General features: G+C 37.3%; 24 protein-coding genes and 1 riboswitch. Of the genes, 4 read left to right on the top strand and 20 right to left on the bottom strand.

Annotation, left to right across the window (positions count from 1 at the left end; genetic code table 11):
- Positions 1 to 17 precede the first annotated feature (17 nt).
- Positions 18 to 1,316, bottom strand: a complete 1,299-nt coding sequence (locus C1724_RS01595) for an EAL domain-containing protein (RefSeq protein ID WP_258000254.1) — start codon at positions 1,314 to 1,316, stop codon at positions 18 to 20.
- Positions 1,317 to 1,572: 256 nt separating this feature from the next.
- Between C1724_RS01595 and C1724_RS01590 the strand changes: the two genes are divergently transcribed.
- Positions 1,573 to 1,845 (top strand): DUF3055 domain-containing protein, encoded by a 273-nt coding sequence (locus C1724_RS01590; protein WP_102345005.1) that lies wholly within the window; start codon positions 1,573 to 1,575, stop codon positions 1,843 to 1,845.
- A 133-nt stretch (positions 1,846 to 1,978) separates the two neighbouring features.
- Positions 1,979 to 2,269, top strand: a complete 291-nt coding sequence (locus tag C1724_RS01585; protein WP_102345004.1) for a cytosolic protein — start codon at positions 1,979 to 1,981, stop codon at positions 2,267 to 2,269.
- Between the two features lie 52 nt (positions 2,270 to 2,321).
- Here the strand turns inward: C1724_RS01585 and C1724_RS01580 are convergent, their stop codons facing one another.
- Positions 2,322 to 2,594, bottom strand: a complete 273-nt coding sequence (locus tag C1724_RS01580) for a YutD family protein (protein ID WP_102345003.1) — start codon at positions 2,592 to 2,594, stop codon at positions 2,322 to 2,324.
- A 248-nt stretch (positions 2,595 to 2,842) separates the two neighbouring features.
- Here C1724_RS01580 and C1724_RS01575 point away from each other — a divergent pair, with 248 nt between their 5' ends.
- Complete coding sequence (locus tag C1724_RS01575; protein ID WP_180994090.1) at positions 2,843 to 3,529, top strand: YhcN/YlaJ family sporulation lipoprotein; 687 nt, start codon at positions 2,843 to 2,845, stop codon at positions 3,527 to 3,529.
- Between the two features lie 98 nt (positions 3,530 to 3,627).
- Here C1724_RS01575 and lipA read toward each other — a convergent pair whose 3' ends face one another.
- Positions 3,628 to 4,533, bottom strand: a complete 906-nt coding sequence (gene lipA / locus C1724_RS01570; protein WP_102345001.1) for a lipoyl synthase — start codon at positions 4,531 to 4,533, stop codon at positions 3,628 to 3,630.
- Positions 4,534 to 4,800: 267 nt separating this feature from the next.
- On the opposite strand from lipA, the gene C1724_RS01565 reads away from it, so the two are divergent.
- Entirely contained in the window at positions 4,801 to 5,751 is a 951-nt protein-coding gene (locus tag C1724_RS01565) for a M23 family metallopeptidase (protein WP_180994230.1), read from the top strand.
- A 201-nt stretch (positions 5,752 to 5,952) separates the two neighbouring features.
- On the opposite strand, the gene C1724_RS01560 is transcribed toward C1724_RS01565, so the two are convergent.
- The 17 genes from C1724_RS01560 to C1724_RS01485 form a co-directional block, all read right to left on the bottom strand.
- Positions 5,953 to 6,057, bottom strand: a complete 105-nt coding sequence (locus C1724_RS01560; RefSeq protein WP_102344999.1) for a methionine/alanine import family NSS transporter small subunit — start codon at positions 6,055 to 6,057, stop codon at positions 5,953 to 5,955.
- Positions 6,057 to 7,565, bottom strand: coding sequence for a sodium-dependent transporter (locus C1724_RS01555; protein ID WP_102344998.1), 1,509 nt, complete (start codon positions 7,563 to 7,565; stop codon positions 6,057 to 6,059). Before C1724_RS01555 ends, C1724_RS01560 begins: the two co-directional genes overlap by 1 nt.
- Positions 7,566 to 7,826: 261 nt before the next feature.
- Positions 7,827 to 9,398 (bottom strand): Na+/H+ antiporter NhaC family protein, encoded by a 1,572-nt coding sequence (locus C1724_RS01550; RefSeq protein ID WP_102344997.1) that lies wholly within the window; start codon positions 9,396 to 9,398, stop codon positions 7,827 to 7,829.
- A 291-nt stretch (positions 9,399 to 9,689) separates the two neighbouring features.
- A riboswitch (Lysine riboswitch) is annotated at positions 9,690 to 9,947 on the bottom strand.
- Between the two features lie 166 nt (positions 9,948 to 10,113).
- Positions 10,114 to 10,869: a sporulation protein YunB gene (gene yunB / locus C1724_RS01545; RefSeq protein ID WP_308410483.1), complete on the bottom strand. Its 756-nt coding sequence runs from the start codon at positions 10,867 to 10,869 to the stop codon at positions 10,114 to 10,116.
- A gap of 53 nt (positions 10,870 to 10,922) precedes the next feature.
- Positions 10,923 to 12,035 (bottom strand): HD-GYP domain-containing protein, encoded by a 1,113-nt coding sequence (locus C1724_RS01540; RefSeq protein ID WP_102344996.1) that lies wholly within the window; start codon positions 12,033 to 12,035, stop codon positions 10,923 to 10,925.
- 247 nt (positions 12,036 to 12,282) lie between these two features.
- Complete coding sequence (locus C1724_RS01535) at positions 12,283 to 12,585, bottom strand: YunC family protein (protein ID WP_102344995.1); 303 nt, start codon at positions 12,583 to 12,585, stop codon at positions 12,283 to 12,285.
- 84 nt (positions 12,586 to 12,669) lie between these two features.
- On the bottom strand, positions 12,670 to 13,491 hold the full coding sequence (locus C1724_RS01530) for a sulfite exporter TauE/SafE family protein (protein WP_102344994.1): 822 nt from the start codon (positions 13,489 to 13,491) through the stop codon (positions 12,670 to 12,672).
- 2,284 nt (positions 13,492 to 15,775) lie between these two features.
- The gene (gene sufB / locus C1724_RS01525) at positions 15,776 to 17,173 is read right to left on the bottom strand and encodes a Fe-S cluster assembly protein SufB (RefSeq protein ID WP_102344993.1); all 1,398 of its coding nucleotides are present in this window, start codon (positions 17,171 to 17,173) and stop codon (positions 15,776 to 15,778) included.
- Between the two features lie 119 nt (positions 17,174 to 17,292).
- Positions 17,293 to 17,742, bottom strand: coding sequence for a Fe-S cluster assembly sulfur transfer protein SufU (gene sufU / locus C1724_RS01520; RefSeq protein ID WP_102344992.1), 450 nt, complete (start codon positions 17,740 to 17,742; stop codon positions 17,293 to 17,295).
- On the bottom strand, positions 17,729 to 18,952 hold the full coding sequence (locus C1724_RS01515) for a cysteine desulfurase (protein ID WP_102344991.1): 1,224 nt from the start codon (positions 18,950 to 18,952) through the stop codon (positions 17,729 to 17,731). The genes sufU and C1724_RS01515 overlap by 14 nt, the downstream gene beginning before the upstream one ends.
- Positions 18,952 to 20,250: a Fe-S cluster assembly protein SufD gene (gene sufD / locus C1724_RS01510; RefSeq protein ID WP_102344990.1), complete on the bottom strand. Its 1,299-nt coding sequence runs from the start codon at positions 20,248 to 20,250 to the stop codon at positions 18,952 to 18,954. The genes C1724_RS01515 and sufD overlap by 1 nt, the downstream gene beginning before the upstream one ends.
- An 18-nt stretch (positions 20,251 to 20,268) precedes the next feature.
- On the bottom strand, positions 20,269 to 21,051 hold the full coding sequence (gene sufC, locus C1724_RS01505) for a Fe-S cluster assembly ATPase SufC (RefSeq protein ID WP_102344989.1): 783 nt from the start codon (positions 21,049 to 21,051) through the stop codon (positions 20,269 to 20,271).
- Between the two features lie 415 nt (positions 21,052 to 21,466).
- Positions 21,467 to 21,619, bottom strand: coding sequence for a hypothetical protein (locus tag C1724_RS25380; RefSeq protein WP_374703437.1), 153 nt, complete (start codon positions 21,617 to 21,619; stop codon positions 21,467 to 21,469).
- A 1,205-nt stretch (positions 21,620 to 22,824) separates the two neighbouring features.
- Positions 22,825 to 23,193: a carboxymuconolactone decarboxylase family protein gene (locus tag C1724_RS01500; RefSeq protein WP_102346688.1), complete on the bottom strand. Its 369-nt coding sequence runs from the start codon at positions 23,191 to 23,193 to the stop codon at positions 22,825 to 22,827.
- Between the two features lie 157 nt (positions 23,194 to 23,350).
- The gene (locus C1724_RS01495; RefSeq protein ID WP_102344988.1) at positions 23,351 to 24,223 is read right to left on the bottom strand and encodes a MetQ/NlpA family ABC transporter substrate-binding protein; all 873 of its coding nucleotides are present in this window, start codon (positions 24,221 to 24,223) and stop codon (positions 23,351 to 23,353) included.
- 27 nt (positions 24,224 to 24,250) lie between these two features.
- On the bottom strand, positions 24,251 to 24,919 hold the full coding sequence (locus tag C1724_RS01490) for a methionine ABC transporter permease (protein ID WP_102344987.1): 669 nt from the start codon (positions 24,917 to 24,919) through the stop codon (positions 24,251 to 24,253).
- Positions 24,912 to 25,937, bottom strand: coding sequence for a methionine ABC transporter ATP-binding protein (locus tag C1724_RS01485; RefSeq protein ID WP_102344986.1), 1,026 nt, complete (start codon positions 25,935 to 25,937; stop codon positions 24,912 to 24,914). The genes C1724_RS01490 and C1724_RS01485 overlap by 8 nt, the downstream gene beginning before the upstream one ends.
- Positions 25,938 to 25,963: the final 26 nt, after the last annotated feature.

Below are 25,963 nucleotides of genomic sequence, written 5' to 3'. Positions count from 1 at the left end.
TCAACTTTTTGTATTTATTAAGTAAGAGCCACGGCTTTTTTCATTTCCACAGGTTTAGCGTAATAGTAACCTTGGGCAAGATCCACTTTATTTTCACTTAAAATGAACGCTTCTTCCTTCGTCTCAATCCCCTCAGCCACCACTAATGACCCAGTTTCTCTTGCTATTAATAAAAGACCTTTTAACATCGACTCTTTGACTTTGCTAGAATCAATATCTTGAATGACTGACCGATCTATTTTTATTATGTCTGGCATGATTTTCGAGATTGTATGTAAGCTTGCATAACCTGCTCCTGTATCGTCAACCGCAAATCGAAATCCCTTCTCACGCAGTAAACGAATAGTAGTTGTTATATGTTTGATCTCATCAATCGATTCTCTTTCTGTAATTTCTAAGACAATTTGTTTCGGATTCAAAAGCGGATACTTATACAATAACTTCGTAATATCTTTGCAAAGCTGAAGATTACCAATGGTCATTGGAGTTAAATTAATAAATACCAAGTGTTTACAACCAGTCTCAATAACCTGTTGAAATGCTTTTTCTAGAACCAGGATTTCTAACTCATAGAGCATGTTTGTTTGCCGTGCAACCGAAAAAAGGTGCATCGGATTTTCAAAAGGTGTATCTTTAGGCCCTCTTGTTAACATCTCGTATGCATGGATGTTTTTACTCGAAACATCAATAATCGGCTGAGCAAGTAATAAAATGTTTTTTTGATTTAAAATTTTTCGAATATCAAACAACAGTTCATTATACTGGGATTGTTGTCGTTTTTCGGTAACTGCTCGGGCTTGCTGGTATGCTTTTTGAATAACTTCTTCAATATCGGATTGACTTTTTTCAACAATCATATAGCCTGTTCGTAATTTAGGGGCTTTAGCACTGACTTGAAACTTCTCAGACACAGTCCCACCTATGTCTTCAATGTATTCTTCAATATCACTTAAAGAATACATTTCCTCGTTTACTTTCAGGATTAAAGCAATTTCTTCACTATTATATTGGAATAATGAAAGCAACATATCATCAGGGAGTTTTTTATGTATCACTTCTTTAAAAGCCTGTTTAATTCTTTGTTTAAATTTATTAATATATTCATCCCCATATTGCCCTTTAAGATCTATAATATTCTTTACTTGAAATAAAATCAAAATAACTTGGCGTCCATCTTGAAACGCTTTTCTTACAAGCGCTGTCCGAGGAGCCCGTACAATAAATGATGGCGGAAAAAATCGTAAATATTTATTTGGCAAAAAAAGCTGAACAGATTCTTTAATGACTCTCATGAAATAATTGAGCTGAATCCCCATCCCAAGATCTCTCCTAGTCCGCTACTTGAATTTAATCTTATTTTATCACATGGGCTGCTAATTTCGATATTTTTTTGAATTAATCGACAATTTTACTAACATAGCCAATATATTCCTGACAATATTCGTTATAATTGTATAAGAGTAATTTAATCCTTATAATAGGACATGAATCTTTTCATGTAACAATAAAATTACTGGTATTCTGTTGTAACATTGACAAATCTACCTGTATGTAAAAAGAGGAGGAATTACTATTTCGGAGCGTTTTTTTCTTTATGATGAAACTGTAGAATCAAAAACAAGGTTTGTTAGCTTTATGGGCGAGAAACAACGATTTGACCTTGCCATTCTCCAAACGGATCGTCACTACGGTAAAGCGATTGTCCTTGATATACTAAGCCATCGTTTTGCAATTATTGGTAGCGATGATTTAGATGAACCTGGTTACCTTGAACATATCTATGACTTAGATGAAGAGAATGCCGAAGAGCTGCGTTCTTTTTTAAGAGAGATAATAAACGTATAACGATAATGGCAATTTGTTTCAATATGACGACCCAACTTCTACTACAATAGAACGAGGGCAAAAGCGTATTGGATGATTGTATCGGGATAAAAGTGCCTTCTATAGATCAACCTACCTATAGGAGGTGTTTTTTTTGGCAGAAAAAGAAAAACGTAATGAATATACTGACTTTGCAAACGTAGAAACGCAACAAAATTATCTTGTTGCCGAGGAATTTCCAGAGGGGCCTTATGGTTCACCGATCAATCAAGATAAACCCGTTGAAAACAAAAGTACACCTTGGAAAGAAGGACAAAGATATTATAGTAATTTCACATATGAAAATAGAACCCTTCATCAGGATCTACCAAGACAATTCCCAGGGGCACATCCACCTCATGATGATAAAGACACAGACCATGAACTGCCATATACTAAACCATAGGCATAATTAAAATAACACTTGCGATTGCAAGTGTTATTTTATCAAAAAGCGCTTACTTTTTTACCTTTTTAAGAACAAAATATGCACAGCCAAAGTTACAATATTCATACAAATACTCAGACAATGTGCCAATCTTTGTTTCAGGTGTAGCCTTTTGATTTTGGTCATCAAAAAATCCTTTAAGGCGAAGCTGGTTATATCCCCAATCTCCTACTATATAATCATATTTATTTAAAATGTCACTATAGCGTTGTTTTATGGCCTCTTCATTAAATCCTTCACGGTAATTTTCAATAAGTTCGTATGTATTTCCATTAATAAACATTGTCTCACCTCATTTTCATTTTAGCACATTTTTTTTAGCATACAATAAGTAAACTCCTTTGGTGGATGTTTTAGTTAAAATGCGCTTATACGAGGTAAACACACACCACCCATAAGGTAGTACCTTACACAAACCATAAGGCACTAAACTTACATACACGGCCTTCTTGTCCATCTTGAGAAATGAACCAACAATTTCTAGGCAACTCCTTCGAACAAACGGTCATCCTACTAGTAGGAGGTGTACTGATGATAAAAAAACCATTGGCTCTAGCTTCAGTCATCGGAATTTCAATCTTAACCGGCTGTAATTTCCAAGCAGGTGAAGATATTTACCCTGAAAACGGAAATACCATTCAAGTTAGACAATCCGAAGAATTGTATCAGCCTAAAAATAATGAAGACCCTAAAAACTATGGCTATGTCCGCCATGTAAAAAGCCCAGTACCGAATGATACGAATGCTAACCTTACAAATTTCTCTGGAGTAAACAGAGAGCAATTTGCAGATATGATTGGCCGGTTAGTTGTACAAATTCCTAATGTAAACGATTCTGCTACATTAGTAACAGACGAGGAAGTATTGGTTGCATATCAAGCAACAACTGATGATCGTGATTTAACAGCGGATCAAGTAAGGCGAACCGCATTGTCAGTTGTCCCAAGGTACTATCATGTATATGTTTCTGATAATCCATCGTTAATTCCTGATATCGAGCGCTTTGCATCATCTGGACCAGATGGTGGTCATTTACAAGTCGATAGCACCATTCAAGAGATGCTAAAATCACCACAAGGTAAAACGATGACTACTGAAGATATTGGCAATGCAAATGGAAATAAAGAAGGACCAGCCAATAACTTGGATAATAATATCAAAAATGTAACTAACAATAGAGCGGCCGAGCGCGAAGGCGCTGACTATAAGACAAGGTAAATAACATAACTGAAATATCACGTAAAACAGGCTATTCCAAGTAGTAAAGCTCCTCCAATGGTGCTTTATATCTTGAACAGCCTGTTTTACATTGTGGTCTATGCCTCTTTCTTTGTTTCGATATCTTTTTTAGATGCAGCATTTACTTGTTCATCCGCATGGTAGGATGATCGAACTAATGGCCCAGATTCGCAATGTTTAAATCCTTTTTGAAGTGCAATCTCCTTTAATTGTGCGAATTCATCTGGATGGTAATACTTCTCAACCTTCAAATGTTTTCTACTAGGCTGTAAATATTGACCAATCGTTAAAATATCTACATCATGAGCTCTAAGGTCATCCATCGCTTCAATGATCTCATCTACGCTTTCCCCTAAACCCACCATTATACTTGATTTAGTCGGAATCGTTGGCTCCATTTCTTTGGCATTTTTTAAAAATGTCAAGGACCGTTCATATTTAGCTTTGGAGCGAACTTTATCAGACAAACGTCTTACAGTTTCAATATTATGATTAAGAATATCAGGTTTAGCTTGCATTAAAACTTCAAGGTTTGCTTTTTCTCCATGTAAATCAGAGGGAAGCACCTCAATGGTTGTAAAGGGTGAGCTTTTTCTAATTTCTCTTATCGTTTCAGCAAAGATAAACGCACCGCCGTCTTTTAAGTCATCTCTTGCTACAGCTGTAATAACAACATGTTTTAGGCCCATCGCTTGTACAGACTCAGCCACTCTTTTAGGTTCCTGATAATCGGTTTCCGTTGGCAAGCCTGTTTTAACCGCACAAAAGCGGCAGGCTCTTGTACAAATGTCACCTAGTATCATAAAAGTTGCCGTTTTTCTTGAGCCCCAGCACTCATGAATATTTGGGCATCTTGCTTCTTCACATACAGTATGTAGTTCTTTTTTACGCATTAATTTTTTAAGGCCTGTATAATTATCATTTGTATTTAATTTAATTTTCAGCCAATCTGGTTTCCGTAGATATTCTTCTTTTCTGTCCACAAAACTTCACTCCAAACCATATTGTTGTACTGTCAAATTTATCACATTCCTGTTGTCATTGCTAGTTGTGAACCTTTTTAGCCAAAATTGTGAATTTATATAAGATAATTCTTATCATTTTGGTTCAAGCTAAGATTAATAATCCTTCATTTACCATTTATGAAAAAAGAGAATCTTTACAAACTAATATTATGATTGATAACCCGGAAAGGAGACTTTACCATTGTGAAAAACGCGATCATTTTTTTACTTCTATTACTTATAGGAATGAGTGCAGTGCCAAGCGTTTATGCAAAAGAAGAAAAAAATGAAATTTACGATGAACGTATGGCCTTATATGAAAAGGTTGAAACTCTAACCCAAATACCTTGGTACTATCTAGCGGCAATTGATCAGTATGAACGGAACATACGAAATGCAAGAAAAGATCTACCTAAGGAAGAAGGGTTGATTGGCATTTACTTCTCTCCACGCCAATGGGTTGGACCTCTTAATCCAAATATAGATGATAATAGCGCTAATCTTATTAAGGTCTTTGGCGGTATGGGGTTAGATGGAAACGGAGATGGTATCGCCGACCGTAATAATGATGAGGATGTTCTTTTTACATTTGCAAATTATTTAGCATCTTATGGTTTTGATAAAAACCATATAAAAATCGGGCTTTGGGAATATTACCAACGCGATAAAACGGTCGGAATGATTACCAATTTCGCTAAATTATATGAGACATATGGTTTAAAATTAAATAAAAACGCCTTCCCGGTTCCCTTAACTAGAAACTATTCGTACAAAAATACATGGGGTGATCGCCGCGGCTGGGGTGGTCTTCGCATTCACGAGGGCACCGACATCTTTGCAGGCTATGGCACACCTGTACGATCAACTACGTATGGTGTCATTGAACTAAAAGGCTGGAATAAATATGGAGGATGGCGGATTGGTATTAGAGATATAAACAACGTCTATCATTATTATGCACATCTGTCCGGATTCGAAGGAAAACTTAAGGCAGGACAAATCGTTGAGGCTGGACAAGTTATTGGATATGTGGGCAGCTCCGGCTACGGTCCACCAGGTACTTCAGGAAAATTCCCACCTCATCTTCATTATGGAATGTATAAGGATAATGGTATCTCAGAATGGTCATACGATCCGTATCCTTCTCTGAAATCTTGGGAAAGACAAGAACGGCAAGCAAGAAAACGAAAAAAGTAAGCAAGGACATAGTAAAGCACTCTGAACAAATACGTGCAAATTATATACTTTATATCTTTAACTGGGGTAACCGTTTAATAGCGGAAACTCTGGTTTTTTTTACGAAAAATACAAATTTGCTTATAACCAGACGTTCTACTAACACATTAAAAAGGGCTCGGGTACTAGCCCCAAGCCCTTTATCTATATTTTATAACCCCTTTAATTTGAACGTGATTTCTTCACCGCATTAGCAATACTTGCAGCTAATCCACCCCAAAGAATGATCATACCAAGAACCATCATAAAAATTGCACTTCCAGTCATTAGTTTGAACCTCCTTTGTCATAGTTCTCAATCTTTCCTTCATCCCATTTCTTCAATGAGAATAAGAAACCAACTATAATTGCTAAGATGACCGTACCCCAACCAAATATAAGCAAGAATCCGTGTGGATAGCCTCCATATGGCTCTGTAACATCTTTCATAATTGCATTAACCATCATATATCCTAAGACAATTGGTGTAATGAAGCTTAAGCAAATATTCCACCAGCTACCAAGGCGAATATCAGATAAATCATTTGCATGTGTTTTAAGGTTATTAAGATTTCTAATAAACCAAGCAACTGCAACTACTTCAATTAATCCCGCTAATGCAACACCATAGTTATTAATGAATGCATCTACAACATCTAAGAACTGTAAGCCACCTTGCGTTGCATATAGAATTGAGATGATTGCAGAAAGTCCGCCACCAATTAAGACTGATTTAGTACGGCTTACATTGAACTTATCTTGAACGCCGGCAACAAATGTTTCAACTATTGAAATTAACGATGTTAACCCTGCTAATACAAGTGATGCAAAGAATAGGAATCCAAAGAATCCATTTAATGCAGGGAATTCATTGATAATTGATGGGAAGACAACGAAAGCTAATCCAACGCCGCCTGCAACAACATCTTGTACGGCTACACCTTGTTGAGCTGCCATAAATCCTAAAATACTAAATACCCCAATACCTGCTAATAACTCAAAGCTTGAGTTTGCAAAACCAGTAATGAATGCGTTGTTTGTGATATCGCCTTTTTTAGGTAAATAACTAGAATAAGTAATCATAATTGCAAAACCGATTGATAAACTAAAGAAAATTTGGCCATATGCTGCAACCCATACACTACCATCCATAATTTTATCCCAGTTTGGTTGGAAAAACGCATTTAAACCTTCTGCTGCGCCAGGTAATGTTATTGCACGAATTACGATAATTAAAAATAGAACGAAGAGTAATGGAATAAAGATTCTGTTAGCTGCTTCAATTCCTCTCTTAACACCTTTAACGAGAACTCCTAAAACAACAATCCAAACTAAAACTAACGGTAAAAATACACCGGGAACAATTCCACCGGTTTGACCTGGATCAACAGACAATTTCAAATATTCACCAAATAAGAAACCTTCTGTATCCGTACCCCAGCTTTGATTAAGAGCAAAAATACTATAAGAACCCGCCCACGCTATAATAACTGCATAGTAAGTAGCAATTACGAATGAAATAGCTAATTGCCACCAGCCAATCCATTCTGCTTTTTTATTCAATCTTGCGAAAGAAAGTGGTGCAGAACCACGAAACTTTTGACCTATGGTAAATTCCATGATTAGAAGTGGAATACCAGCTGTTAAAAGAGCAAATAAGTACGGAATAAAAAATGCTCCACCTCCATTTTCATAAGCTACCGCCGGGAACCTCCAAATGTTCCCTAGTCCAACTGCTGAACCAATTGCCGCAAGGATGAACCCTGCTCGTGTTCCCCATTGTGGACGATTATCCATTTTCTTTACCTCCTCTTAATTTATTATTCTTCGAGAAGTGACAAATGTCGACTTAGTGGGAAGAATTAAATTATTATGTTTTTTCTGATAATTAGGATATCTATTAACAGTATAGCTAGATAATATAATATTGTCAAAACATTATTTTAGTTTTGTCCAAAAAATATTATTCCAAAATAAAAGATTTTTATTCCTATAAATATAATGAAAATACAAAAAAAGGTAGAACAATATATCTTCTACCTCTTTTTACTCTTATTTTCACTGCACTGATTCGCCATCAAATTTCCTTATTACAATAATAATTAATATTAATAGAGCTACAACTATCCCGATACCAATAAACCAATTATTTGTTATCCCTACAATAATATAACCAATAAACGAAATAGCTGCTGCAATTAACGCATAGGGCAGCTGTGTTAATACATGATCAATATGATGGCTCCCTGCTCCTGTAGAAGACAGAATTGTTGTATCAGAAATAGGTGAACAATGATCACCGAAAACAGAACCTGCCAATACTGCACCCAGTGTCGGTAATAAAATGGAGATATCCGTAGATGCGGCTATTTCTCCAGCAATCGGAAGCATAATTCCAAAGGTTCCCCAGCTTGTACCTGTAGAGAATGCCATTAATCCTGCGATAATAAAAATAACGGCAGGTAAATAGGCAATATTCATATTAGACCTTTCAACAATCCCAGCTAAATACTTACCTGTTTCTAGTGCACCAATTATATCAACAATAATCCATGCAAAAACTAGAATATAGACAGCTGGTAACATTGATTTAATCCCTTCCCAAATGCCAGTAAAAAACAACCTACCACCCATATTATGACGCACATACATTATAAAGGAAACAATCACACCCATGATCCCACCATAAAATAGTGAGGTTGCAACATCAGTGTTTTCAAAAATAGTCAATAAAGTTACTGTACCCTCTACTGCTTTTGCTCCTGTATAAATCATGGAGCCAACTGTACCGATAACAAGGATTAAGATTGGAATGACCAAATCGATAATTTTCCCCTTTTTACTAGAAGGTAAATCACCTTTTAACTCCCCTGGTATTCCTCCTTTTTCCGGATCAACAACCTGTCCTTCACGAACAGCTCGTGTTTCATGTGCTTTCATCGGACCAATATTGATATTAAATATGCTAACCGCAAACACCAATAAAATGGTTGCTATTACATAAAGATTCATCGGAATAATTTGTACAAAAGCTGAAAATGCACTCATATCCGTAATAGCGTGAGTTGTTAAAATCGTACCTATAATCGCAATAATATAAGCACCCCAGCTTGATATTGGTGATACTACACATATTGGTGCCGAAGTGGAATCTATAATATATGCGAGCTTGGCACGAGATATTCGTTGTCGGTCGGTTAACGGACGACTGATTTGACCAACAGCAAGCGCATTAAAATAATCGTCAATAAAAATAATAATTCCTAAAAAAGCAGCTACTAATTGTGCACCTACTCTTGTTTTAACACGCTGCTCAGCCCATTCACCAAACGCACGACTACCGCCGGTTATTGAAATAAAAGCAGTCATAATACCAAGTAATAGTAAAAATAATAGAATATATACGTTCCATGTGTTTATTTCCCATGCTCCAGTTTCTTCGTTTTGTCCTGCAAATATTGCTCGAAATCCTTCCCATACACGCTCAATCGATGCCATTACTGAAAAGTCATTTAAAATAAGAGCCCCAACAACGATTCCGATTCCTAATGATAATAAAACACGACGAGTGAGTATCACCATCAAGATCGCAACGATTGGTGGTATAAGAGAAAAAATCGTCCCTTCCATTGTCTTCCCTCCATTTTTCTACAAATTTCGCCACAAACATATAAGAAAAAAATGTGATTAACATGTTTTTCTTATATGAACCTTCCTTAAACAAGCTACTAACCCTTCTTTTACTATCATGCACATTTATTAAATTTTTGATTAAATATGCCAATATCTACGACCCTATCAGTGTAGGCATATAAAGATATTACTTTTCCTACAAAAGTCCCGAAAATTGATAATAAAAAAAGAGCTAATGATAGAAAATAACCTATCATTACCTCTTGTAATGTTATGTTATCCTCCATGCAGATCTGTAGCTCTCCGTTGTATGTGGAAAAACATGTAATTGTTCATTACAATGTTTTTCAAAAAAAGTATTATCACTTCTTCGTGATTAATAAACCTATACACTATACAACGACAGTATTATCCTATTATCAAGATAATACCAGCAAAAATAAGCTTGACTCTTATTTTTACTTCGGCAGGAAATCCTTTCACTAATGGTCATCGTTGTCATCCTTACATTAGTTACTTATATTTCTTGCGACCTCTACCCCATCGCAATGACGGTGATAATATTAAGTTGACTATATTATATTATCAAAATATTATTTTTACCTCAATTACTTTTTCGATCTAATTGGTTCTATATAATTCCAACTATCGAATGGTATGTTTATCTATCTACAGTTTTTTCTGCATATAAAACTTATAGAAATGTACTCTTTTATGGAAGCGGCGCTTCTATAGATGGCTCTCCACCTTCACCACTATTATAAAAGTATGGAACTTCTCCTTGTATCGTACGAATATCAACCGGAATATCAGACGTTACTGTTACCGTATCACTCGCAAAAGGAATAGTAACACGAATATCTACCTCAATATGAATAGAAAGCTCGACTAGGACATTATTGATTCCGTACTCAGTCACTTTCTTTCTCATATCGGTATTAACATCCCCGATTACTGAAAAGCGAACAGGAATGACAGGGCCCAAGTTAGCTAATAATATGTTATTTGTTGCTTGCCCTAAAGGAATTTCAGCAATAACCCCTTTTTTACTAGGATCGTTATATGCTGCAATTTCCTCTGAATTGAGGTCCGGTGGCGGCATATTCCCTTTTTCAACAGCATGTAAATAATCTTGAACATTTTTAGTTGTATGATTTAATAACAATTGCACAATTGGAGCATTCCAACCTATAGTAGTGATTTGGCCTTCTGTATCTTTTTCGATGAGAACTAAGTTATCTAAATTTAACTCTTCTGCTGTGTAGGATTTGATGGCTTCATTAATGGCGAGAGTGGCCATTTGCGCAATTCTTGTTTCGGCAATCGCCATTAAAGTTGGTTCGATACCTTTATTAATAATCCATAGACCTTGGAAGGTGAACAAGTTAAAAATCACGAATGTTATTAAAAAGACATAACGAAACGGCAATGGCCCTTTACGCATTATAGGTCGCCTAATTTTCCGCAAAAAAATCCCTCCTTACAAACTATACATATGCTTGTATCGAGGGACTATTTCATTTAATTCGTTTTTTGTTTACCCATCAGCGTTGTATCTGTTTCAACAATCACTACTGAAAGTTCTTTCCCTAAGTCTAATTCATATGGTCGATCTAAAATCCGGCCATCTGCATGTTCTAAAATCCTTATAATCGGCCGTTCATTCATACCCGGATTTTGTTTAACTACAACACCTTTTCGACCATCACCTAAATAAACAGTAATCCCAACAGGGTAAACAGCAATCGCTCTTCTAAAAGCTTCGATCATTGGCTGTTCAAATTTAGTACCTGCTCCTGTATATAAAATCTCCAAACCTTCTGTTGGAAGCATAGCCTTACGATACACACGATTAGAGGTAACCGCATCGTAAACATCAGCAATAGCCAGCATGCGACCAAAATGATGGATTTGATCTTTAACTAGTCCCCTCGGATAGCCACTTCCATCTAGCCGTTCATGGTGCTGATAAGCACAATGTGCAGATGTTAATGGAATGTTTGGCACTTTTCTCAAAATACTAAATCCATCCTCAGAATGCTTTTGGATAATCTTAAATTCTTCGTCCGTTAAACGACCTGGTTTCGTCAATATTTCAACTGGCACCATCATCTTCCCGACATCATGGAGCATGGCGCCCATACCAATATCTTCTAACTGCTTTTGGGTAAGCTTAAGTTCAAGCCCCAGCGCTAATGTATAAATGGTTACATTTAGCGAATGGGTAAAGATATAGTTATCATACGAATATACATCTGATAATAATGAAATAACATCTTTATGATTTTTTATTTGATTTAATATATCACGAACAACAGCTGAGAATTGTTTTCCAAGTCGTTCATATACAAACACTTTTGACAGCTCTTTTTCCTTATGAACAACATCAAACGTTTCTTCAATTGTATCGATCGCTTCTTTTTTAGTTTTTTCTGTAATTGGAGATGTAACAATGATATCTTTTGTATGAGGATCATCTATATACACATATGTAATGCCTAAATCTGCTAAGCGCTGAATCATTCGTTGGGTTAGTGGTACACCTTCACCAACCAATATTTGTCCTCTTCCATTATATATAGGTTTCGCTAGTTTCATATTTGCTTTTAAAGAATTCGTTGATAACAATCTCATAAGCTTTGCCCCTAACTAGTCAGGTTTTTTCTATATTAACAATTATAAGTGATTAACACACTATTTTTATAGTATAATACCAATAATTTTTTTGTCTACTCTAGGATATAGAGGCTCTCAAATGTAAGCTTGTCCTATTTGAAAAAGTGAGACCCCCCTGGATCTTACATTTAGCAGTAAAAGTTATGTTTTGTTACTAAATGTAAACCAGAAGGTATAGTCTCATTATTCCTGACGCCATATTTACTTATAACATTTTTAATAAAGCGTCTTTACCTGTCATGCCGGCTGTTATTCCCCGATTTTCAGCTTCAATCGTAACAGATTCTAATGGGGCTTCTAGCAGCTGTTCAATAGTACGTACACCAACTGCACGACCGGCAATAATTCCTCTATCTTTTAACTTCTCATTAAGAAGGGCAACATCTAACGCTCCACACATTATATAGCCGTTGTCACACATAACCGCCATAAAATTAGTTTTCGGCAGTTGAACTGTTATTGCTGTAAATTGTTGATTATCTATGATAATGGGTTTCATAGTAACCATCTTCTCATCCCACTCTCCTTTCCACTACTACTGTATGAGGGAAAAGGAGATATGTGATAGGTGTTTGTCTCTAAGCCAAAAAGATTATTGAATGCCTTGATATATTAATTGTAAGCCGATAATAACTAAGATCCATCGTAATAAAAGAACCACGGTGTCGCTTTTCAATTTGCTATTAATGAAGACCCCTGTTTTTCCCCCAAACCAAGCACCAGGAATTAATGCTAATGCGTATACCCAATCTACATTGCCTAAGAAAAGATGTGTGCTTGAACCTACAATGGCTGATAAAAAGACCATAAACATGGAAGTGGCTACTGCTACACTAATTGGAAAGCCAAATAATAAAATCATTGCTGGTACCATTAAGGAGCCGCCACCAATTCCGATAAAACCTGACAGAAACCCTACTACAAAAGTTAGACAAATTGCAATCCACGGCTTAAAGCCATAAATAACCGTAGTACCATCTGTTTCCTTGTACTCTCTTGTAAACTTGACATCTTTGCTAATTAAAAGAGGCTTTACCCGATTCCTAAACATTAATACAAACGACAATACAATTACAAAAACACCAAAGAAAACGGAAAAAATATCCTCTGTTAAATATTTATTTAAGAAAGAACCTAATATCGCCCCCGGACCCGATCCAATAAAAAAAATCAAGCCGCTCTTATAGTCCACTCTTTTATGCTTTACATAAGCTAATGTTGAAGATAATCCTGTAAAAATCATCACTATTAAAGAAATTCCAACAAGTACTTGAGGAGATATAGGCGTTACTAATGTTGTATAAGCTCCTAAAAATAATAAAAAAGGAATTAGAATGACGCCGCCCCCAAGTCCTACTAAACTGCCAATCATTCCTGAACAAAACCCAACAAATACTAAAATAATCCATTCCAATCTAAACACCAGACTTTCTTTTTTATCAAACCGTTATTAGATTATAACGCTACTTGAATAAATAGTAGCATACCACAAAGACAAACTCTATGGGCAAGACAATCATTAAGGAACTTTTCAGCAACATCGGCATGAGTTCTTGCCTATTTTTGTTTATGATGTATGGCGAAAATTGGTCGGGAGTATTATTTGTAGATTGCGGTTTTGTGGAACATAAGGCATACTTTGAACGCTTAGGATTGAGCTGATTTTGCAGGGAATAACGGATTATTTGTCCGGTAACACTTTCGAATGTGTGGTTTTGGTCAGAATAAGGCATCCTATGTCCGCTAAGTATTGTGCTGATTTTTTCGCGGACATTTGGTTCGCTATTCACCTCAAAACGGGCTGTTTCTGGACTTTACCGGACAACGGGGCCTTTATTTTAGCTTTTGACAGCTGTTTTTGGGGATTTAGCACGGAATAACGGCTCTTATGTCCGTGAAACTTTAGTAGTTTGCCGTTTAGGGCAATATAAAGAACTTAATGTCCGCTAAGTATTTCGCTGATTTTTTTGCGGACATTTGGTTCGCTATTCGCATCAAAACGGGGTGTTTCTGAACTTTACCGGACATTGCAGCCTTTATTCTGGCTTTTAACAGCTGAATTTGAGGATTTAGCAGGGATTAACGGCTCTTATGTCCGTGAAACTTTAGTAGTTTGCCGTTTAGGGCAATATAAAGAACTTAATGTCCGCTAACTTCTGCGCTAGTTTTTTCGCGGACATCTGGTTCGCTATTCGCATCAAAACGGGGTGTTTCTGGACTTTACCGGACAAGGCGGCCTTTATTCTGGCTTTTGACAGCTGTTTTTGGGGATTTAGCACGGATTAACGGCTCTTATGTCCGTGAAACTTTAGTAGTTTGCCGTTTAGGGCAATATAAAGAACTTAATGTCCGCTAACTTCTGCGCTAGTTTATTCGCGGACATTTGGTTCGCTATTCGCATCAAAACGGGGTGTTTCTGAACTTTACCGGACATTGCAGCCTTTCTTCTGGCTTTTGACAGCTGAATTTGAGGATTTAGCAGGGATTAACAGCTCTTATGTCCGTGAAACTTTAGTAGTTTGCCGTTTCGGGCAATATAAAGAACTCAATGTCCGCTAACTTCTGCGTTAGTTTTTTCGCGGACATTTGGTTCGCTATTCGCATCAAAACGGGGTGTTTCTGGACTTTACCGGACATGGAGGCCTTTATTTTGACTTTTGACAGCTGAATTTAAGGATTTAGCAGGGATTAACAGCTCTTATGTCCGTGAAACTTTAGTAGTTTGCCGTTTCGGGCAATATAAAGAACTCAATGTCCGCTAACTTCTGCGTTAGTTTTTTCGCGGACATTTGGTTCGCTATTCGCATCAAAACGGGGTGTTTCTGAACTTTACCGGACATGGAGGCCTTTATTTTGGCTTTTGACAGCTGAATTTGAGGAATTAGCAGGGATTAACGGCTCTTATGTCCGTGAAACTTTAGTAGTTTGCCGTTTAGGGCAATATAAAGAACTTAATGTCCGCTAAGTATTTCGCTGAATTTTTTGCGGACATCTGGTTCGCTATTCGCATCAAAACGGGGTGTTTCTGGACTTTACCGGACATTGCAGCCTTTATTTTGGCTTTTGACAGCTGAATTTGAGGAATTAGCAGGGATTAACGGCTCTTATGTCCGTGAAACTTTAGTAGTTTGCCGTTTAGGGCAATATAAAGAACTTAATGTCCGCTAAGTATTTCGCTGAATTTTTTGCGGACATCTGGTTCGCTATTCGCATCAAAACGGGGTGTTTCTGGACTTTACCGGACATTGCAGCCTTTATTTTGGCTTTTGACAGCTGAATTTGGGGATTTAGCAGGGATTAACGGCTCTTATGTCCGTGAAACTTTGATAGTTTGCTGTTTAGGGCAATATAAAGAACTTAATGTCCGCTAAGTAGTGCGCTGATTTTTTTGCGGACATTTGGTTCGCTATATACCTCCAAAACAAGGTGTTTCTGAACTTTACCGGACATTGCAGCCTTTATTTTGGCTTTTGAGAACCAGATTTGGGGATTTAGCACGGAATAACGGCTCTTATGTCCGTGAAACCTTAGTAGTTTGCCGTTTCGGGCAATATAAAGAACTCAATGTCCGCTAAATATTGCGCTGATTTTTTTGCGGACATTTGGTTTGCAACCGCCCCATAAAAGGGTTTTCCGAAAATCCAAATAGACAAAAAAAGCTCGGGACAGTTAAAACAGCCCGAGCTTTTATTTATATATTATCCAATTGAACCTTCCATTTCGAACTTGATTAAACGGTTCATTTCAACCGCATATTCCATTGGAAGTTCACGAGTGAATGGCTCGATAAAGCCCATAACGATCATTTCTGTTGCTTCTTGCTCAGAAATACCGCGGCTCATTAGATAGAACAATTGCTCTTCAGATACTTTAGAAACCTTCGCTTCATGCTCTAATGAAATGTTTTCATTTAAAATTTCATTATATGGAATAGTATCTGACTTAGACGCATTATCCATAATTAATGTGTCACACTCTACATTTGAGCGAGAGCCATCTGCTTTACGTCCAAAGTGAACAACACCACGGTATGTTACGTTACCGCCATGTTTAGAAATTGATTTTGACACGATCGTTGAAGATGTGTTTGGTGCTAAGTGAATCATTTTTGCTCCTGCATCTTGGTGTTGGCCTTTTCCAGCAATTGCAATAGAAAGAGTAAGGCCTCTTGCGCCTTCACCCTTCAGAATACAGGCAGGATATTTCATCGTTAACTTAGAACCGATGTTACCATCAATCCATTCCATCGTGCCATTTTCATCAACAGTAGTACGTTTTGTAACCAGGTTAAAGACGTTGTTTGCCCAGTTTTGAATCGTTGTATAACGGCAATATGCATTCTTTTTAACGATAATTTCTACAACCGCACTATGAAGGGAGTTTGTTGTATAAACTGGCGCCGTACAGCCTTCTACATAATGTACAGATGCATCGTCATCAACGATGATTAGTGTACGCTCAAATTGTCCCATATTTTCAGAGTTAATACGGAAGTAAGCTTGAAGTGGTGTATCACACTTTACGCCTTTTGGCACGTAGATGAATGAACCACCAGACCAAACAGCCGAGTTAAGCGCCGCAAACTTATTGTCTGCTGGAGGTACAACTGTACCAAAATGCTTTCTAAAAATATCTTCGTTTTCACGTAGCGCTGAGTCTGTATCCTTGAAGATAATTCCTAGTTCTTCTAGGTCTTCCTTCATGTTGTGGTATACAACCTCTGATTCATATTGAGCTGAAACCCCAGCTAAATACTTTTGCTCTGCTTCCGGAATACCAAGCTTATCAAATGTGTTCTTAATTTCTTCAGGAACTTCATCCCAAGAACGCTCTGATTTTTCAGATGGTTTTACATAATACGTAATTTCATCAAAGTTTAATTCATTTAGGTTGCCGCCCCATTGTGGCATTGGCATTTTGTAAAAAAGCTCTAATGATTTTAAACGGAAGTCTAACATCCATTGCGGTTCTTTTTTCATTTTAGAGATTTCTTCAACGATTTCCTTAGTCAGACCTTGCTTTGAACGGAATATCGAAACGTCTTTATCTCTAAAACCGTATTTATAATCGCCGATTTCAGGCATTTTCTTAGCCATCGTTTGGTCCCTCCTTATTTTGAGGTAATATTGAATTACCCTTCAAACTACAATTTAATAAGAAAAACACATATCTGCCGGTCAATATAAGGTGTTTTTCCATCAAAATAATAAATCTTTTATTCTTTATCTTGAGAAAGACCTTTTTCCATAGCCTTCCAAGCTAATGTCGCACATTTGATTCGTGCTGGAAATTTCGCCACACCTGCTAAAGCCTCAACATCACCTAAATCGATGTCACCTTCATAGTCATTGCCTAACATCATTTCGGAGAAAATACCTGACATTTCAATGGCTTCTTCAATTTTGCGACCTTTAATTGCCTGCGTCATCATTGATGCGGAAGACATGCTGATGGAACAACCTTCTCCCTCGAATTTAACATCTGTTACAACCCCATCTTCAACCTTAAATTGGAGCTGAATGCGATCACCACAGGTAGGATTATTCATATTAATCGTTACACTGTCACCATCTAATTCGCCACGATTTCGTGGATTTTTGTAATGATCCATGATTACTTGGCGATATAATGTATCAAGATTGATATTTTTATCAATAGAGGACATTTCCGAAATACTCCTTTGTTTTAATTAACCCTTTTACAAAGGTGTCAATTTCTGATTCGGTATTATATAAATAAAAGCTTGCACGTGCAGTTGCAGATACCTTAAGCCACTTCATCAATGGTTGTGCACAATGGTGGCCAGCACGAACTGCAATTCCTTCTGCATCAAGAACAGTAGCCACATCATGCGGATGTACATCGCTGATGTTAAAAGTTACAACGCCTGCTCTCTTTTTAGGACCGTAAACCGTTACACCGTCTACATCTTTAAGACGCTCAATGGCATATTCAGCTAGTTTATGTTCATGCGCTAAAATATTATCTAAACCTACTTCTTCAAGGAAGTCAATCGCAGCACCTAAACCAATTGCACCAGCGATGATCGGCGTACCGCCTTCAAATTTCCAAGGTAGCTCTTTCCATGTTGAATCATATAAGTTTACAAAATCAATCATTTCGCCGCCAAATTCAATTGGCTCCATCTTTTCTAAAAGTGCCTTCTTTCCGTAAAGAACACCAATACCAGTTGGTCCACACATCTTATGACCTGAAAAGGCAAAGAAGTCACAGTCTAGATCTTGAACATCAATTTTCATATGTGGCGTACTTTGTGCGCCGTCCACAACCATAATAGCACCGTTTTTATGGGCAATTGCTGCGATTTCTTTTACCGGGTTAATCGTTCCAAGCACGTTTGAAACATGCATCACAGATACTATTTTTGTATTTGATGTTACTGTTTTTTCAACATCTTCTAAACTGATACTTCCATCTTCTTGCAATGGAAGATACTTTAATGTTGCTCCAGTAGCTTTAGCAACCTGTTGCCATGGAATAATATTGCTATGATGCTCCATTGGTGTAATAACAATTTCATCGCCTTCACCTACGTTTACACGACCATAGCTTGCTGCAACAGTATTAAGTCCAGTTGTTGTACCTCTAACGAATATAATTTCTTCAGTCGAGTTGGCATTAATAAATTTTCGAACCTTTTCACGTGCGCCTTCATAACCATCTGTTGCTAATGTTCCTAAAGTATGAACACCGCGGTGAACGTTTGAATTATATTCGCGATAATAACGATCTACAGCCTCGATAACCTTCACTGGCTTTTGTGAAGTAGCCGCGCTATCTAGGTATACAAGCGGATTGCCGTTTACTTCCTGATGAAGTATTGGAAACTGTTTGCGAATTTCTTGAATATCCATTAGCGAACTTTCCTTTCAATAACTTCGCGAAGTTGATTTTTTACACTTTCAATAGCTAATTCGTTTACAACTGGTGATAAGAAACCGTGAATAATTAAGCGTTGTGCTTCTTTTTCTGAGATACCGCGACTCATCAGGTAGTAAAGCTGTACCGGATCTAGACGTCCAACTGATGCAGCATGACCTGCCATTACATCATCTTCTTCGATTAAAAGAATAGGATTAGCATCGCCGCGAGCTTTTTCACTTAACATTAGTACTCGTGATGTTTGCTCAGCATTTGACTTAGATGCACCATGCTCAATTTTACCGATACCATTGAAAATAGCTGATGCGCTATCCTTCATTACACCATGGTTTAAGATATTGCCTTCTGAGTTCTTACCATAATGAATAACCTGTGTTGTAAAGTTTTGTTTTTGTTCGCCCCGTCCGATTACAACTGTTTTAGTATCAGCATATGAGCCGTCACCAATTAAGTTCGTTGTATTGTCAGAAATGGTGTTTCCATCATTCATTTGTCCAAGAGCCCATTCGATACGTGCATCGCGACCTACAACACCACGACGATTTACGTAGGTTGTCATACCTTTTGCAAATGTATCAACCGCACCGTAGTGAACTTTTGCATTATTTCGAGCAATCACTTCAGCGATAATGTTGGAAACATTCTCTTTTTCACCGAAAGAAAGATAATTTTCGATATATGTTACAGAGCTATTGTCCTCTGCTACGACGATCACATGATTGATTAAAGCAGAGTCGTTATCTTGCCAATAAATAACTTGAACAGGCTCTGATACTTCAACATTTTTCGGAACATATAAGAAAGTTCCACCGTTCATTAATGCAGCGTGTAAAGCTGTTAATTTATGCTCATCGACCTTAACTGCTTCTGTCATGAAATATTTTTGTAAAAGATCAGAATGCTCCGTAGCTGCTGTTGCAATATCAGTTAAAATAACACCCTGATTCTTTAGATTTTCAGAAACTGCTGAATATGCTAATGAACCGTTGCGTTGTATTAATAGATTTTGGTTTTGTGAATCCGCATTGATAAGTACCTTAACTTCCTCAGGAAGTTGATCTAAAGATAGAGATTCTTTTTTAACACCGTGCTCAAAGTTTACAAAATTCCAATTATCTATTTTTGTTTTATCTGGTCTAGGAAGAGGTAAATTCTCTGCCTTCTCTAAAGCTTGCACACGTAGGTTTGTTAACCACTCAGGCTCCCCTAATCCCTTTGAAAACTGGCTTATATATTCTGCATCGAATGGAAGTTTTGTTTCGACTGTCATCAAATTTCCTCCTAACTATTACGCTTCTTGGCCGATTGTTTCGTCTTCAATTCCGAGTTCTTTTTTGATCCAATCGTAACCTTCAGCTTCCAAACGTTCAGCCAATTCAGGACCACCTGATTTCACTACTTTACCTTGCATCATAACATGAACAAAGTCAGGAGTAATGTAATTTAAAAGACGTTGATAGTGAGTAATCATTAAACAGCCAAAGTCCTCACTGCGCATTTCATTGATTCCTTTTGAAACTACTTTTAATGCATCAATATCAAGACCAGAGTCAATTTCATCTAGAATTGCGATTTTCGGCTCTAACATCATTAATTGTAAAATTTCGTTACGCTTTTTCTCCCCACCAGAGAAACCTTCATTTAAATAACGTTGTGCCATATTTATGTCCATATCTAAAAATTCCATTTGCTTATCCATTTGACGAATAAACTTCATTAATGAAATTTCATTTCCTTCACCACGACGAGCATTAATTGCAGAGCGTAAGAAGTCTGAGTTTGTTACTCCACTAATTTCGCTTGGATATTGCATTGCTAAAAATAGTCCAGCACGTGCGCGCTCATCTACTTCCATCTCTAGCACATCTGCGCCATCTAATGTTATACTGCCACTAGTGATTTCATATTTAGGGTGACCCATGATTGATGAAGCAAGTGTTGATTTACCTGTTCCGTTAGGTCCCATGATTGCGTGGATTTCTCCACCTTTTATTTCTAGATTTACACCTTTTAAAATTTCCTTGCCGTCAATTGCTACATGTAAATCTTTAATTGATAAAGTAGATGCCATATTTATACCTCCAATAATATCTAGGTGCCGATTAATAAGGGCACATTCCATTCTCAATCTATTCTCATTCCAATCTTATACTAAAAATAAAAACATATCAACCATCAAGAGTGCGTATATTATATTTTTTAAACAAAAAAGTTTAAAAACCCCTTTTCATACAAAATTCATTTCAGTTAGTTTCTGTACTATCCGATAAAACATTCCTGAAAAGTGAAACTTCATAAGTAGGGATTAATTCCTAGCTACTAGTATAGTTCCTATAAAAGCTAGCCTAAAAAGCCTTGAACTAATCAGTTGTAAGCTTTCCTGTTAGCCACGACTTTACGATCTCTTTGGATTGAGGATATGTAATCATGTTGGAAAAAGAAAAAACAGCTGGATTAGTTCTCCAGCTGGATTTCTATTTTATAGGTTAAAAGTTAAGATTTCCACCCATTTGATATAAAATTCGTTGACCCTTCTGATATTCTTTCTCGCGCTGCCTTTCGACCTTCATTCGTAGCTCTAATTTTCGACTATATTCAGCATAACCCATACCATGAGATTGTTGCATCGCCTTTTCCATCTCACTCGTATACTTCATATTGAGCTTACTAATAATAAATCATTCCCCTCAAATTATTTACCACTTCTTTATTTTAATAGTCCTACCGAATATCTACAAAGTGGCTATACCGTGTTAACTATTGACTTTTGCTCTTCAGCATGGCTGTGGTTGCTTCAGCTTTTATTTGCATAAAATTCCGCTAATTCGCTTTAAATAAGAGCTTAATTATGTTTTTGGGAATCTCGTCGTGGATTTCAATTGTGTGATTAATGTTGGAATTTTTTTGACATTTGACTTATGAAGAGGGTTCCGCCACTTTTTGCTGCTCGGTTTCCTCTTCATTCGCCTTATGAAGGGGTTTCTACCGCTTTTTTCTACTCTGTTTCCTCTTCATCCGCCTTATGAAGGGGTTTCTACCGCTTTTTTCCGCTCTATTTCCTCTTCATTCGCCTTATGAAGGGGGTTCCTCCGCTTTTTTCTGCTCTGTTTCCTCTTCATTCGCCTTATGAAGGGGTTCCTCCACTTTTTTCTACTCTGTTTCCTCTTCATTCACCTTATGAAGGGGGTTCCGCTGCTTTTTTCTACTCTGTTTCCTCTTCATTCGCCTTATGAAGAGGGTTTCGCCACCTTTTGCTGCTCGGTTTCCTCTTCATTCGCCTTATGAAGGGGTTTCCGACGCTTTTTTCTGCTCGGTTTCCTCTTCATTCGCCTTATGAAGGGGGGTCTACCGCTTTTTGCTGCTCTGTTTCCTCTTCATATGCCTTATGAAGGGGGGTCTACCGCTTTTTGCTGCTCTGTTTCCTCTTCATATGCCTTATGAAGGGGGTTCCGCCGCTTTTTGCTGCTCTGTTTCCTCTTCATTCGCTTTATGAAGGGGGTTCCGCCACTTTTTTCTGCTCGGTTTCCTCTTCATTCGCCTTATGAAGGGGGTTAGGCCACTTTTTGCTGCTCTGTTTCCTCTTCATTCGCTTTATGAAGGGGGTTCTACCGCTTTTTTCTGCTCCGCTTCCTCTTCATTCGCCTTATGAAGAGGGTTCCGACGCCTTTTTCTGCTCGGTTTCCTCTTCATTCGTCTCATGAAAGGGGTTTTTCCATAACCCAGACAGATTTTCTTTCTCTTGAAAATGAAAAACGGTCCACCTACTAAAGGTGGACCACATTCCTACTATATCTCCTATCAAGAGAAAGGAGTCATGATAAATCCCTCTTGACAAAAGAACTCACTATTGCTGAATCTCTGTTAACTCGTCCATCGTATCCTGTACAAGTGTTACAATTTGGCTCATAGCGGCTCCACCGCCAAACGCTAAAGATACTCCTACAGTTTCTAAGATCTCTTCCTCTGTACATCCTTGATCTAAGCATCCTTTTAGATGATAAATAATGCAATATTCATCTTGGGAAAATACGCTAATTCCCAAAGCTATCATTTGCTTTTCTTTTTCTGAAACAACTCCACCTTTAAAGCAAGCTTCTGTTAAAGCATTAAAGTGCTCTGCAATGTTAGGCATCTTTTGAGTAAAAGTACCTAAGCCAGCCTTGAAATCATGGAGAGTCGCTTCCGTATAATTTGCAAATTCCTGATGTTGCATATCCATTCTGCTCACACCTTTCTTTCAGCATTACAGAGTTATTTTCCACAATCGTTTTAAAAAAGAAACCGTGAAGTTGTTTCCATATAGACAATCATTTTTAAAAGTAAAAGAAGTGACTAGCCGACGCTAATCACTTCTTTAAAATAACGATTTATTATTTTGCAGGAATTACAGCACCTTTATATGTTTCTGTTATGAAGTTTGCAATCTCTTCTGATTGTAAAACTTCAACTAAAGCTTTTATTTCTTCACGGTTTTCGTCACCGCTACGCACAGCAATTAGGTTAACATATGGATTGTTTTCTGGTGATTCAACTGCAATTGGATCGTTTGCAGGATCTAAGCCAGCATCCAACGCATAATTCGCATTAATTAATACTGCATCGCCTTCGTCGTTATTATAAACTTGTGGTAAAAGACCTGCTTCTACATCAGCAACAAATTCTAAGTTCTTTGGATTTTCAGCAATATCATCAACAGTCGCAGTTGTTTTGTCAACATCAGCAGCTAATGTGATTAATCCTTTTTCTTCAAGCATTGATAAAATACGTCCATGGTCCGCCACAGAGTTACTCATAATAATTTTTGCGCCATCAGGTAGTTCTTCAAGTGATTTATATTTCTTTGAATACACACCGATTGGTTCGATATGAATTCCACCAGCATTAGCAAAGTCATAACCAAATTCAGCTTTTTGTGCCTCTAAATAAGGTACGTGTTGGAAATAGTTTGCATCTAATTCACCATCGTTTAATGCTTGGTTCGGTAAAATATAATCTTGGAAAGGAACGATTTCAAGCTCAATACCTTTCTCTTCTAAAAGCGGTAATGCTTGTTCTAAAATTTCTGCATGTGGTACATTAGATGCACCAACGACTAATTTTTTAGCTTCTGTTGTTTCTTCTTGATCAGCACCTGCATTTTCTTGTGTTTCCTCTGCTGGTGCTTCAGCATCATTGCCACCACCACATGCTGCAAGCGCAAATATTACAAATAATGTACTTAAAAGAAGTAATAATTTTTTCAACTGACTAACCTCCAACTATTGTTTAAATTATCTTTTATCTATTTTAGAAGTGACTGCGTCACCAATAAACTGAAGAATAAATACTATAACTAAAATTAAAATTGTTGCCACCATCGTTACATCATTATTATTTCGTTGAAATCCTTCTAAATAAGCCAGATTCCCTAATCCACCTGCGCCAACTACACCAGCCATCGCAGTATAACCAACTAAAGCAATTGCAGTTACCGTTATGCCTGATACAAGCGCTGGCATTGACTCTGGCAGCAGCACTTTAAAAATGATCGTACTCGTTTTGGCTCCCATTGCCTTAGCAGCTTCAAGAACACCTTTATCAATTTCACGCAGTCCAATTTCTACCATTCTTGCGTAAAACGGTGCAGCACCGATAATTAATGCTGGTAACGCAGCTTTAGCTCCAAGCATTGTACCTACTAAAAATTTAGTAAAAGGAATTAGCAATATAATAAGAATAATAAACGGAATTGAACGGAATATATTGACATATGCTGCAATAATCCCATTTAATAATTTGTTTTCCCAAATGTTACCCTTTGATGTTAAGAACAATAGTAATCCAAGTAAAATACCAAATATAAATGTTAGAAGTACCGATATTCCTGCCATATAAAGTGTTTCGACAGTTGCCTCCCACATATTATCCCATTTCACATTAGGTAGTGTGGTTTCAAGCATGTTCAATCACCTCCACTTCAACTTGGTGCTCGCGGATGAATGAAATTGCTTTTTCAACCTCATCATTATTACCTTCAAGATGGACAAACAACGTACCATAAGCACCATTTTGTGTTTGTGAAATCTTCCCTTGAAGTATATTAACATTAATATTGAAATTACGAATTAAAGACGTAATTAATGGTTGTTCTGTTTCTTCACCAACAAATGTAAGTTGGACAACTTTACCATTCGGGTAATTTTCCAATAAATGCTCAATAGTCTCTTTTGTTTCCTCTGGCTCTGTTACTTGTTGAACGAAACGTTTTGTGATGGATTGCTGTGGTTTTCGGAATACCTCTAAAACATCACCTTGTTCAACGATTCGACCATTCTCCATTACAGCTACACGATGACAAATTTTGCGGATGACATGCATTTCATGTGTAATTAATACTATCGTCAGCCCAAGTTTCTCGTTAATATCAACAAGCAGGTCTAAAATAGAGTCAGTTGTTTGCGGATCAAGAGCTGATGTTGCTTCATCACATAGCAGTACTTTCGGGCGATTTGCCAATGCACGCGCAATCCCAACTCTTTGCTTTTGTCCGCCACTTAGCTGTGAAGGATAGGCATTCTCCCGGCCTTCTAAGCCTACTAGCTTAATGAGCTCGTCCACTCTTTTTAGACGTTCCGCTTTCCCAACACCGGCAATTTCAAGAGGAAACGCGATATTATCCCGAACGGTTCTTGACCATAATAAATTAAAGTGCTGGAAAATCATCCCGATTTCTTGGCGAGCTTTTCTTAGGTCACTTCCACCAATTTTTGTTAAGTCTCGCCCAGCAACTTCAATGGACCCGGCTGTCGGTTGTTCTAAACGATTTAAAAGTCGTATTAACGTACTTTTACCTGCACCACTATAGCCGATAATTCCAAAGATTTCGCCTTGGCTGATTTGTAAATCTACATTGTCAACGGCATTGACAAGACCACTGGCTGATTTAAATATTTTTTGTATCCCTTTTAGTGTTATCATGTTGCGACCCACCTTCTCTCATACCT

The organism is Bacillus sp. Marseille-P3661 (genome assembly GCF_900240995.1).
Taxonomy (GTDB): Bacteria; Bacillota; Bacilli; order Bacillales; family Bacillaceae_J; genus OESV01.
The sequence above is the reverse complement of the archived record's forward strand: the minus strand, read 5'-3'. Positions and strand labels throughout refer to the sequence as shown.

Coding starts and splice junctions, on each gene's coding strand:
- C1724_RS01580 (WP_102345003.1), bottom strand. CDS start 2,594: ATGTTTATTAATGGAAATACATACGAACTTATTGAAAATTACCGTGAA.
- C1724_RS01485 (WP_102344986.1), bottom strand. CDS start 25,937: ATGATAACACTAAAAGGGATACAAAAAATATTTAAATCAGCCAGTGGT.
- C1724_RS01550 (WP_102344997.1), bottom strand. CDS start 9,398: ATGGAAGGGACGATTTTTTCTCTTATACCACCAATCGTTGCGATCTTG.
- sufC (WP_102344989.1), bottom strand. CDS start 21,051: ATGGCATCTACTTTATCAATTAAAGATTTACATGTAGCAATTGACGGC.
- C1724_RS01575 (WP_180994090.1), top strand. CDS start 2,843: ATGATAAAAAAACCATTGGCTCTAGCTTCAGTCATCGGAATTTCAATC.
- C1724_RS01500 (WP_102346688.1), bottom strand. CDS start 23,193: ATGCAACATCAGGAATTTGCAAATTATACGGAAGCGACTCTCCATGAT.
- sufU (WP_102344992.1), bottom strand. CDS start 17,742: ATGTCCTCTATTGATAAAAATATCAATCTTGATACATTATATCGCCAA.
- C1724_RS01540 (WP_102344996.1), bottom strand. CDS start 12,035: ATGAGATTGTTATCAACGAATTCTTTAAAAGCAAATATGAAACTAGCG.
- sufB (WP_102344993.1), bottom strand. CDS start 17,173: ATGGCTAAGAAAATGCCTGAAATCGGCGATTATAAATACGGTTTTAGA.
- C1724_RS01490 (WP_102344987.1), bottom strand. CDS start 24,919: ATGCTTGAAACCACACTACCTAATGTGAAATGGGATAATATGTGGGAG.
- C1724_RS01515 (WP_102344991.1), bottom strand. CDS start 18,952: ATGGATATTCAAGAAATTCGCAAACAGTTTCCAATACTTCATCAGGAA.
- C1724_RS01560 (WP_102344999.1), bottom strand. CDS start 6,057: ATGACTGGAAGTGCAATTTTTATGATGGTTCTTGGTATGATCATTCTT.
- C1724_RS01555 (WP_102344998.1), bottom strand. CDS start 7,565: ATGGATAATCGTCCACAATGGGGAACACGAGCAGGGTTCATCCTTGCG.
- C1724_RS25380 (WP_374703437.1), bottom strand. CDS start 21,619: ATGGAAAAGGCGATGCAACAATCTCATGGTATGGGTTATGCTGAATAT.
- C1724_RS01595 (WP_258000254.1), bottom strand. CDS start 1,316: ATGGGGATTCAGCTCAATTATTTCATGAGAGTCATTAAAGAATCTGTT.
- C1724_RS01565 (WP_180994230.1), top strand. CDS start 4,801: ATGAGTGCAGTGCCAAGCGTTTATGCAAAAGAAGAAAAAAATGAAATT.
- C1724_RS01535 (WP_102344995.1), bottom strand. CDS start 12,585: ATGGTTACTATGAAACCCATTATCATAGATAATCAACAATTTACAGCA.
- sufD (WP_102344990.1), bottom strand. CDS start 20,250: ATGACAGTCGAAACAAAACTTCCATTCGATGCAGAATATATAAGCCAG.